5 protein-coding genes are annotated in these 11206 nt (G+C 63.6%); 2 read left to right on the top strand and 3 right to left on the bottom strand.

Annotated elements, in window-relative coordinates; all coding sequences use genetic code 11:
- Nucleotides 1-5 precede the first annotated feature (5 nt).
- Nucleotides 6-440 carry a MarR family transcriptional regulator gene (locus tag ACIQUS_RS16320; RefSeq protein WP_285863754.1) on the bottom strand — a complete coding sequence of 145 codons (435 nt, stop codon included), beginning with the start codon at nucleotides 438-440 and terminating at the stop codon, nucleotides 6-8.
- Nucleotides 441-546: 106 nt separating this feature from the next.
- Nucleotides 547-2679 carry a DNA helicase RecQ gene (gene recQ / locus ACIQUS_RS16315; protein WP_403048361.1) on the bottom strand — a complete coding sequence of 711 codons (2133 nt, stop codon included), beginning with the start codon at nucleotides 2677-2679 and terminating at the stop codon, nucleotides 547-549.
- A gap of 246 nt (nucleotides 2680-2925) precedes the next feature.
- On the opposite strand from recQ, the gene ACIQUS_RS16310 reads away from it, so the two are divergent.
- Together ACIQUS_RS16310 and ACIQUS_RS16305 are read left to right on the top strand one after the other, a co-directional pair.
- Entirely contained in the window at nucleotides 2926-3519 is a 594-nt protein-coding gene (locus ACIQUS_RS16310; protein ID WP_403048360.1) for a UPF0149 family protein, read from the top strand.
- Between the two features lie 10 nt (nucleotides 3520-3529).
- The gene (locus ACIQUS_RS16305; RefSeq protein WP_403048359.1) at nucleotides 3530-3895 is read left to right on the top strand and encodes a YbaN family protein; all 366 of its coding nucleotides are present in this window, start codon (nucleotides 3530-3532) and stop codon (nucleotides 3893-3895) included.
- 156 nt (nucleotides 3896-4051) lie between these two features.
- Here ACIQUS_RS16305 and ACIQUS_RS16300 read toward each other — a convergent pair whose 3' ends face one another.
- Entirely contained in the window at nucleotides 4052-11143 is a 7092-nt protein-coding gene (locus ACIQUS_RS16300) for a retention module-containing protein (RefSeq protein ID WP_403048358.1), read from the bottom strand.
- Between the last annotated feature and the right edge of the window lie 63 nt (nucleotides 11144-11206).

Here is an 11206-nt window from a genome sequence, read left to right as displayed (position 1 = left end):
CGGGGTCAGTTTTTTTCCAGGTTGGCCAGGATGCGTGCATGCACCCGCATGCACAGGTCCAGCTCTTCTTCGTCGATGCCGGTGAACAGCTCGACGCGCAAGGCATTGGCAATGGTTTCGATCTGCTCGATCAGTGGTTTGGCCGGAGGGCACAGGAGGATCTTCTTGGCCCGCCGGTCTTCGAGCACTGCCTGACGGCGCACCAGCCCCTGGGACTCAAGGCTGTCGAGCAGGCGCGCCAGGGTCGGGCCCTCGACGCCGACGCTCTGGGCCAGTTCGCGCTGGGTGGGGGCTTCATCGAAACGGGCCAGGTGCAGCAGCACCAGCCAGCGCGCCTGGGACAGGTTCAGCCCGGCCAGGCGGCGATCCAGCTCGGCGCGCCAGCCCCGGGACATCTGGGCCAGCTGCATTCCGAAACGGTGGTGGTCGGTCAACGGCATAGAAAACTCATCATCAGAACTAATTATTAGTCAGCTAACCATGTCCCTGCACAACAGGCAAGGTTCTATCGGGCTAACAATCGTTATAAATGATGACAAAACAGCCTTACATCTCGAATTCAGCTGCCAACGCCGCCCGGACACAGTAGAGGACACCCTCGGGCACCCGCGCACCGAACAGCTCGGCCACTGCCGAGACCGGCGGCAGTTCGCCTTCGCCGTCCAGGAAGGCATCCTGGATTTCGGCCAGCAGGTCTTCGGGTAGGTCCAGGGCCTGCTCCAGCGACAGTTGCTGGCGGCCAATGGCTTCGGCCAGCAGGCTGTAGACGTTCTTCTCGCTGCAATTGAGCTGGCCGGCGATCTGCGCCGGGGTCATGCCAGCGCGGGCCAGGGTAGTCAGCTCGTGACGCAGGTCGGCCACCACCGGTGGCGTCTCGGCCGCACCGCCCAGCACTTCGAGGAAGGCTTCGCCGTAGCGCTCCAGCTTGCGCGCGCCGACACCACTGACCCGGGCCATTTCGCTGAGGCTGGTGGGCTGGCTGCGCAGCATCTCCAGCAGGGTCGAGTCGGGGAAGATGACGTATGGCGGCACACCGTGCTCCTCGGCCAACTTGCGCCGCAAGGCACGCAGGGCGTCCCACTGTTCGCGCTCCTCGCCACGCACCAGCTGGCTGGCCGGACTGCCGCCACTGCTGCTCTTGCTGCTGGTCTGCGGCTTGAGGTCACGACGCAGTTCCAGGCTGACCTCGCCGCGCAACAGCGGCCGGCAGCTGTCGGACAGGCGCAGGCCGCCATAACCTTCCAGGTCGATATCGGCCAGGCCACGGGCCACCAGTTGGCGGAACAGCGAACGCCATTCGCCTTCGGAGCGCGCCTTGCCAACGCCATAGACGGCGAGTTTTTCATGGCCGAAGTTACGGATCTTCTCGTTGTCGCGGCCCAGCAGTACATCCACCAGGTGGCCGACACCGTAGCGCTGGCCGGTACGGTACACCGCCGACAGGGCCTGGCGTGCAGGTTCGGTGGCGTCCCAGGTCTGCACGCCGTCGATGCAGTTGTCACAGTGCCCGCAGGGTTGGGGCAGTTCTTCGTCGAAATAGTTGAGCAGGGTCTGGCGCCGGCAGCGGGTCTCTTCGCAGAGGGCGAGCATGGCGTCGAGCTTGTGTTGTTCGATGCGCTTGTGGCGCTCATCGCCTTCGGAGTTCTGCAGCATCTGCTTGAGCATCACCATGTCCTGCAGGCCGTAGGCCATCCAGGCATCGGCCGGCAGGCCGTCACGGCCGGCCCGGCCGGTTTCCTGGTAGTAGGCTTCCAGCGACTTGGGCAGGTCGAGGTGGGCGACGAAACGCACGTTGGGCTTGTCGATGCCCATGCCGAAGGCAATGGTGGCGACCATGATCAGGCCTTCCTCATTGAGGAAGCGGCGCTGGTTGGCGGCACGGGTCTCGGCGGGCAGGCCGGCGTGATACGGCAACGCCGGAAAGCCTTGCTCGCACAGGAAGGCCGCGACCTCGTCGACCTTCTTGCGCGACAGGCAGTAGACGATCCCGGCGTTGCCGCGCCGCTCGGTGAGGAAGGCCAGCAACTGCTTGCGTGGCTGTTCCTTGGGCACGATGCGGTAGAAGATGTTCGGCCGGTCGAAGCTCGACAGGAAGCGCTCGGCATTGTGCAGGTGCAGACGGCTGACGATCTCTTCGCGTGTACGCATGTCCGCCGTCGCGGTCAGGGCGATGCGCGGCACCTGGGGAAACAGCTCGGCCAGTTGCCCCAGTTGCAGGTACTCGGGACGGAAATCGTGGCCCCATTGCGATACGCAGTGGGCTTCGTCGATGGCGAACAGGGCGATATCCAGGCCGCGCAGGAAGTCCAGCATACGCGGCTGCACCAGGCGCTCCGGCGCCAGGTAGAGCATCTTCACTTCGCCCCGGCGAATGCGTCCGGCGAGGTCGCGTTGTTGCTCGGAACTCAACGTGGAGTTGAGCGACGCAGCAGCCACGCCCAACTCGTCAAGCGTCGCCACCTGGTCTTCCATCAGCGCGATCAGGGGCGAGACCACCACCGCCAGGCCCGGACGCAGTAACGCCGGCACCTGGAAGCACAGGGACTTGCCGCCCCCGGTGGGCATCAGCACCAGCGCATCGCCACCCTTGGCCACGCATTCGATGATCGCCCCCTGACGCCCCCGAAAACTGTCGTAGCCGAAGATGTCCTTGAGGACGCGCTGAGCCTGTTCGAGCATAAAAACTCCAAAAATCGCAGAACCATCCTGGGCACAGGCTGGACGAAAAACCCGCTTGCCACATCCGAAAATGCGTAAGCAGCTTTTACCCCGGCCGCGTGATACGGGCACCCCGGGGCAAAAGCCGGGCATTATACCCGAGCGCCCGCCTTCACAGGATGCTCTGCGATAGACGTCTTCCTTTGCCTTGTCGGCGCCGCAAGGTGCTAGAATTCAGTCATCGTTTATTCCCAAGGTAGCCCCGTAATGTCCTTCGCCGAGCAATTGACCCGCCTGCAAGCCTTCCTCGACGCCGACGAGCTGCACGAGGAGGCGCTGGACTACGTTGCCGCCCACGGCTACCTGACCGCCCTGTCGATCGGTACCGAGGCCGTTCCCGAGCGTGAATGGATCGAGGCCTTGTTCGCCGAAGAGCCGCACTACAAGGACGACGCCCAGCGTGAAGAGATCGAAGCCACGCTGATCCAGCTCAAGGCCCACATCGCCCGCCAGCTGGCCAGCGACGAGGAATTCGAGCTGCCTTGCGACCTGGACCTGGGCCAGGAGCCGGACGATTCCGACCTGCGCGGCTGGTGCATCGGCTTCATGGAAGGCGTGTTCATGCGTGAAGAGGCCTGGTTCGAGACCGCCGAAGAAGAAGTCAGCGAAATGCTGCTGCCGATCATGGTCGGTTCGGGCCTGTTCGACGAGCAGCCCGAGTTCGCCGACATCGCCAGCGATGCCAACCTGCAGGACGACATGATCGTACAGATTCCAGAGGCCCTGACCGCGCTGTACCTGCTGCAGCATGCGCCGGATGAAAAGCCTGCACCTGCGCTGCTCAAGCCACGCCACCACTGAGTTGTCGTCAATGCGCTACCTGCTGCTGGCCACCGGCTGGCTCAGCGTCGCGCTGGGGGTGATCGGGATTTTCCTGCCGGTATTGCCGACCACCCCTTTCCTGCTCCTGGCGGCGGCCTGTTTTGCCCGCAGCTCGCCGCGCTTTCACCATTGGCTGATCAATCACCCGCGGCTCGGGCCGTGGATTCGTGACTACCTCAGCGGCGAAGGCATTCCGCTCAAGGGCAAGATCTATGCGATTGGCCTGATGTGGCTGAGCATCGGGCTGTCCTGCTACCTGGTGCCGCTGCCCTGGGCGCGCGCCTTCATGCTGACCAGCGCGGTGCTGGTCAGCCTCTACATCCTGCGCCAGAAGACCCTGCGACGGCCTTCCTGACCGCTCATCCCCTGTGGGAGCCTGCGATCGACTGCGCAGCAGTCACGGCGGTGGCAGGTTTTGCGGTCGCTTCGCGCCCGATCGCAGCCTGGCGGCAGCTCCCACAGGTGTGTGCTATTGAACCTGTGGGAGCCGATCGCAGCCTAGCGGCAGCGGCTACACCGTATCCACCTTCAACGAATGATCATTGAGCATGCCGTTGATGATGGTCGCGGTATCCTGCCCCGCGGCAATCACCCCGCCCGCCCCCGCCGTCACGCCGTAATGCTGGGCCAGGTTGACCCCCGCAAGATCAATGATCTGGGTCGGTGCCGCCCCCGCCACCGCACTCACCTCGATGGTCGACACCACACCGGCACCACTACCGGTGACCTTGAAGTGCAGGTAATCATCCAGTGACGCCGAGGTGGCGTTCTCGCCCTGAAGCAGTTGCGACAGGTCGAGGCGGTCGGTGCCCGGGGTGAAGTCGGTCACCACATCGTGGCCGCTGTTGCCTTGTTGCCAGAGGAAGGTATCGCTGCCGGCGCCCCCGCTCAGGGTGTTGTTCCCCGGCCCGCCGATCAGCACATCGTTGCCCCCGCCCCCGTTGAGCGTGTCGTTGCCCAGCCCGCCACTGAGCAGGTTGGCAGTGCCATCGCCGGTGAGGTTGTCGTTATAGTCCGAACCGATCAGGTTCTCGATCCCGCCCAGGGTGTCGGTTCCGGCCCCGAACGTGTTCTGCGCCGTGTTGGTCGCCAGGCTGACCGTCACCGCTGAACCGGCTCCTGCATAGCTGGCCGTGTCGATACCGTCACCGCCATTGAGCACATCATTGCCATCGCCGCCGATCAGCAGGTCGTTGCCATCGCCCCCGTTGAGGGTGTCATTGCCGGCGCCACCGATCAGGACGTCATTGCCGGCACCGGCATTGAGGGTGTCATCGCCCGATCCGGCCAGCAGGGTGTCATGGCCCCCGGTACCGGTCAGGGTGCTGCCTGCCTGATAGGAAATATCCACGTTGCCGGTGCCCGTGCCACCGTGTCCGTCACTGACCGTGTAGGTGCCGTAGTAGGTGTCGGGCTGCGTGTTGGCGTAATCGACCGTCATGGTCAGTGCGTAATTCTCATGGGCGGTGGGGTTGCTGCCGCTGGGATTGGACTGGTTGATCACATGGATGCTGTAGACGCCGTCATGACTGGCCGTGAAGCTCGCGCCGTCGGCGATGGTCTGGTAGACGCCGTTCTCATCCTTCCACTCCATCAGGATGTTGCCGGTCGGCCGGTCGTGATCAAGCTTGAGCGACTCGCCTTTTTTCAAACTGATGGTCAAGACGTCTTCGGCATTGGCGCCACTCGACAGCGCACCCAGGTAGCCATTGACGATCAGCGCTGCGGTGGTGGCATTCGAGGCGCCGCGGAACGAACTGCGTTCCAGGGCCTTGAACTGGGTGCCCAGGTTGTTGGCGTTGCTCGAGAAGTTCAGCGACGGTGTGCCATTGCCCACCGAGAAGCCCGCACCTTTGGCCGCCCAGTTGGTATTGAACGTGATGGGCGAGGCGCTGAGCGGATCGCCGTTGGCATCGCTGTCGTTGGCCAGCAGCGCCTCGCCTGGCACGGTAAGGGAGCCGGAGAGGATGTTGGTGATGATATGGTCGGCCCCTGCCACGGGCGCCGTGTTGGCGTAGACATTGACCACCAGGTTGGCGCTGCTCAGGTCGCCATCGTTGTCACTGGCAGTGAAGCCGATGTTCTCGGTCACGGCGCCGCCGGCGTCCTTCGGCGGAGTGTAGGTGTACTCGCCGGTATCCATGTCGACCAGCAGGGTACCGCCAAGCACCGTCTTGATGTTGAAGGTGTTGGTGGCCGTGTCGAAGCTGCCACGATCGGTGCCCGTGGCGGTGTAGCTACCCTGCCCGCCATTGGCCTTGGGATCGTAGGTGTAGGTCGTGCCGTCGACCAGCAACGCTTTGATGAAGCCGCCGTCGGCCCCGAAGGTGCCACCGCTCATCAGGCTGCCGCTGATCGGCGCGCCCTGCACGGTGCCCGACAGCACCTGGTCCAGGGCATTGAGGTCGGTGACCACCACGGCGTTGGTGTCGGTGTGCGAGTTACCGTCATGGGCCAGAGGATCGAGGTTGTTGGCGTTGACACCGGTGCCCAGGCCAATGGCATAGGACTTGATCCCGTTGTTGTCGAGGAAGGTCTTCCAGGCAGCCTCGTCAGCCGTGCCGATCGCCTGTCCGTTCGTGGGGTTGCCGTCCGAGAAGAAGTAACCGATGTTCTGCGCACCGGTCAGTTTGCCCGCCGTGCTGAAGGCTGACTGCGCCGCGGCCACCGCAGCGTCATAGTTGGTGCCGCCACCGGAATTGAGGCCACTGACCAGGACCTTGGCCTGGGCAACCGTCACCCACGACGTCGACAGGACAGTGGCCCCGCTGCTGAAGGTGACGATCTGGACCTTGACGTCACCCATCTCGTCGTACTTGTCGAGCAAGGCATTGATGGCGTCCTTGGCCAGTTCCAGGCGGGTCTTGCCGGGGACCCCGGAATAGTTGTTCATACTGCCGGAGACGTCGATGGTCAGCAGCAGGTTGGAATCGACCTGCCCCGGCATCACTGAACGCTCTGCCCCCACGACCGCTCCCAGGTCGTCGACGATGGTCACATCCAGGGTCGCGTTGGCCGTGCTGCCATCACGATCGGTCGCCGTGACGTCGATGGCCTCGTTGAGGTTGTTGATGCCATTGGCATCCGGGTGGTTTTCGCTGTCAAGCAAGGTGTAGGTGTAGCTGACCACGCCGGTAGCCGGATTGTAGCCAGTGATGGTCAGCGAGTTGCCCAACGGTGTGGTGCCGGTTTGCGGGAAGCCTGCGACCACCCCGCCACTGACCACGGCGATACCGCCCACGGTCAGGGTCTGCAGGCCGTCCGGCGCGGTCACCGTAAAGCTGCCCGTGCGGGTCAGGGCCGGGGTGTCGGGGCTTGTACCGTCACTGAGGTTTTTCTCAAAGACCGTCAGTTCGCCGCCGTTGACGTTCAGGCCATCGAGGGTGACCGGGTTGTCCAGGTTGCTGACATTGAGCTTGAGGGTGGCGGTGCTGGTGTCGCCGTCCGCATCCTTGAGGGTATAGGTAAAGGTCTCGGTGCCGGTGGCGCCACCCTTGAGGTTGATGAAGTCCGGATCACTGCTGTTCAACGTGTAGGTGTAGGTGCCGTCGGCCGCCAGTACCAGGGTGCCGTAGGTGCCGGTGATGGTTTGTGGCGTGATCGGGCCGCCCGGGATGCGGTCGGCACCCTGGACGTCATTGCTCAGCACGTTGCCGGTCAGGATCAGCTGGGTTTCCGTGGCCGTGGTTGTGTTGGTGTCGTTCATGGCCTTGGGCGCATCGTCGACGATATTCACATCGAGTGTGCCGTGGGCACTGCTGCCGTCCTTGTCGGTGGCGACGATCACGAAGCCTTCGGTCAGGAAAGTGCCGTTGCCGGTGGTGTGCGCTTCGTTGTCCACCAGGGTGTAGCTATAGGTCACCACACCCGTGGCGGGGTTGTAACCGGTGATGGTCAAGGTGTTGCCCAGCGGGGTGGTCCCCGACTGCGGGAAGCTGCCGACGCCGTTGCTGATCACGGTGACGCCCGCGACGACCAGGGTCTGCAGGCCATCCGGGGCAGTGATGGTGAAGCTGCCCGACTGGGTCAGGGCTGCACCGTTCGGGCTGCTGCCGTCACCGAGGTGCTTTTCGTAGACCGTCAGTTCGCCACACTCGATATCCAGCCCCTTGATCGTCACCGGATCGTTCAGGTTGCTGACATTGAGTCTGAGCGTGGCCGTCGAGGTGTCGCCATCGGCGTCCTTGAGGGTGTAGGTGAAGGTCTCGATGGCATTGCCGGCGCCATGGGCGATGAAGTCCGGGTCGCTGGTATCGAGCGTATAGGTGTAGGAACCGTCGGCCGCCAGCACCAGGGTGCCGTAGGTGCCGGTGATGGTTTGCGGCGTAATCGGGCCGCCCGCAATGCGGTCCGCACCCTGGATATCGTTGCTCAGCACGTTGCCGCTCAGGGTCAGCTGGGCTTCGCTGGCCGTCAGGGCGTTGGTGTCGTCGAATGCCTTGGGTGCATCGTCGACGATATTCACATCGAGTGTGCCGTGGGCGGTACTGCCATCGGTATCGGTGGCGACGATCACGAAGCCTTCGGTCAGGAAGGTGCCATTGCCGGTGTTGTGTGCTTCGTTGTCCACCAGGGTGTAGGTGTAGGTCACCACGCCCGTGGCGGGGTTGTAACCGGTGATGGTCAAGGTGTTGCCCAGCGGGGTGGTTCCCGACTGCGGGAAGCTGCCGACGCCGTTGCTGATCACGGTGACGCCCGCGACGACCAGGGTCTGCAGGCCATCCGGGGCAGTGATGGTGAAACTGCCCGACTGGGTCAGGGCCGCACCGTTCGGGCTGCTGCCGTCACCGAGGTGCTTCTCGTAGACCGTCAGTTCGCCACACGCGATATCCAGGCCCTTGATCGTCACCGGATCATTCAGGTTGCGGACATCCAGTTTCAGCGTGGCCGTCGAGGTATCGCCGTCGGCATCCTTGAGGGTGTAGGTGAAGGTCTCGGTACCGGCACCGCCACCTTTGAGGTTGATGAAGTCCGGATCACTGGTGTTCAGGGTGTAGGTGTAGGTGCCATCGGCCGCCAGCACCAGGGTGCCGTAGGTGCCGGTGATGGTTTGCGCGGTGATCGGCCCGCCCGGGATGCGGTCCGCCCCCTGAACATCGTTGCTCAGCACATTGCCGGACAGGATCAACTGGTTCTCGGTGGCCGTAACGGCATTAGTGTCGTTAACGGCCGTCGGCAGGTCATCGACGATATTCACATCGATGTTGCCGCTGGCACTGCTGCCATCGGCATCGGTGGCGGTGACCACGAAGCTTTCGCTCAGGCCGTTGGCATCATTGGCGGTGGCGTGGGCTTCGTTGTCCACCAGCGTGTAAGTGTAGCTGACCACGCCGGTGGCGGCATTGTAGCCAGTGATGGTCAGGGTGTTACCCAGCCCCGTGGTGGTCGATTGCGGAAAGCCCACCACAACCCCACCACTGACCACGGTGATGCCGCCGACGGTCAGGGTCTGCAGGCCGTCCGGCGCACTGACGGTGAAGCTGCCAGCCTGGGTCAGGGCACTAGCGTCTGGCGCACTGCCGTCGCCAAGATGCTTCTCGAAGACGGTCAGCTCACCGCCCTCGACATTCAGGCCGCCAAGGGTGACCGGATCGTTGAGGTTGCTGACATTGAGCACCAACTTGGCGGTGCTGCTGTCACCATCGGAGTCGGTGATGGTGTAGGTAAAGGTCTCGATTCCGTTACCGCCGCCATGCAGGTTCAAGAAGTCCGGGGCGGAGGTGTTCAAGGTATAGGTGTAGGAGCCGTCGGCTGCCAGCACCAGGGTGCCGTAGGTACCGGTGATGGTCTGTGGCGTCACCGGGCCTGTGGGCACACGGTCTGCACCCTGCACATCGTTGCTCAGCACATTGCCGGTCAGGGTCAACTGGAGCTCGGTGGCGGTTACGGCGTTACTGTCATTAGCCGCCGTCGGCACATCGTCGAAAATGGTGACGTCAATATTCAGGCTGGCGCTGCTGCCATCGGTGTCGGTGGCAACCACCGTGAAGCTTTCGCTGCCACTGGGACTTGCCTGGGCGCCATTGCCTTGCAGGGTGTAGCTGTAGGTCACTTCACCCGTGGCCGGGTTATACCCGGTGATGCTCAGGGTATTGCCCAACCCCGTGGTCGTCGATTGCGGGAAGGCATTGACCACCCCGCCACTGATGACCGTGATGCCCCCGACCGTCAACGTTTGCAAGCCATCGGCCGCCGTCACCGTGAAGGTGCCACTGCGGGTCAGCGCCGCCGCATCGGGGCTACTGCCGGTGTCCAGGTTCTTCTCGAACAGGACCAGCTCGCCGCCACTGATGTTCAGCCCGTTGAGCTCAACCGGGTCGTTGAGGTTGCTGACATTGAGCACCAGGTTGGCGGTACTGGTATCGCCGTCGGCATCGGTCAGGGTGTAGGTGAAGGTCTCGATCCCGTTGCCACCGCCCTTGAGGTTGATGAAGTCCGGGTCGTTGGTGTTGAGCGTGTAGGTATAGGAGCCGTCGGCAGCCAGTACCAGGGTGCCGTAGGTACCCGTGTAGGTGCCGGGGATGATGGGGCCGGTCGGCACGCGGTCAGCGCCCTGCACGTCATTGGTCAGCACATTGCCGGTCAGCACCAGCTGGTTTTCCGACGCCGTCAACGCATGGCTATCGTCCACCGCGCGGGGCACGTCGTCGATCACAACAACGTCCAGCGAACCGCTGGCGACATCGCCATTGCTGTCGCTGACCAGCACCGTGATGCTCTCTCCCAGCCCGTTACTGTCGTTACCGCCAGGATGGGTCTGGGCACCGGTCAGGGTGTAGCTGTAGGTGACCACGCCGGTGGCCGCATCGTACCCGGTAATGGTCAGGGTATTGCCCAGCCCGGTGGTGATGGACTGGCCAACACCGGTCAGCACCCCACCGGTCACGACATTGATGCCGCCGACATTGAGGTTGAACACACCGTCCGCAGCCACCACGGTGAAGCTGCCCACCCGGGTCAGCGCCGCCGGATCGCTGGCCGACCCCTGGGCCAGGCTGGCCTCGTTCAAGGACAGCTCTCCACCGTCCACGGCAAGCCCCACGAGGCTGACCGGATTGTTCACCACAGGCAGCAACGGTGGGGCGTCATTGTTGTTGAACGCGCCGACCTCCAGATCAGCCAGTTCAGGAAAACCGTTGAATCCGGCCGTAGGAAAACCGATGACCGGATCGACCCGTGCGCCCACTTCATCGAGTATTACAAACGAGTGGCCGCCCCCCAGGGCCCCAGGTGCGCCGCCGCTGCCAGGGCCGGCGGCGGTGGGATCGGCTTCCTGACTGGGGTCGGCACCGGCGGCGATGGCTTGCTGGAGTTTTTCCACATCGGTGAGCTGGGCCTGGCTTGGCGCCAGGGTGTCCGGCGTATCCACATGGGGTGCATGACTGGCCAGCAATTGCGGCGTCAGCTCCAGGCTACTGCCCCGCCCCAGGGTGAGTTCGGCGCCGTTTTGCAGTCGAACGGCTACCGCGCCGGCAGCTCCGGTCTCCAGTTGTTCGCCAGCAAACAGCCGGTCACCTTCAAGCAGCGCCCGGCGGCTACCGTCGTTGGCCACTGCGAAGACTTCACCGACTACCTTGCTGACAACCCCAATTAACTTGGCCATTGAGCGCTCTCCTCCGCTGCGGAACGGTTTTTCGCAGAAAAGCACTCTGATTCTCGCGTGGTC

The organism is Pseudomonas sp. NPDC090755 (genome assembly GCF_044769005.1).
Taxonomy (GTDB): domain Bacteria; phylum Pseudomonadota; class Gammaproteobacteria; order Pseudomonadales; family Pseudomonadaceae; genus Aquipseudomonas.
This window is presented reverse-complemented; position numbering and strand designations above follow the sequence as displayed.

Coding starts and splice junctions, on each gene's coding strand:
- ACIQUS_RS16320 (WP_285863754.1), bottom strand. CDS start 440: ATGCCGTTGACCGACCACCACCGTTTCGGAATGCAGCTGGCCCAGATG.
- recQ (WP_403048361.1), bottom strand. CDS start 2,679: ATGCTCGAACAGGCTCAGCGCGTCCTCAAGGACATCTTCGGCTACGAC.
- ACIQUS_RS16310 (WP_403048360.1), top strand. CDS start 2,926: ATGTCCTTCGCCGAGCAATTGACCCGCCTGCAAGCCTTCCTCGACGCC.
- ACIQUS_RS16305 (WP_403048359.1), top strand. CDS start 3,530: ATGCGCTACCTGCTGCTGGCCACCGGCTGGCTCAGCGTCGCGCTGGGG.
- ACIQUS_RS16300 (WP_403048358.1), bottom strand. CDS start 11,143: ATGGCCAAGTTAATTGGGGTTGTCAGCAAGGTAGTCGGTGAAGTCTTC.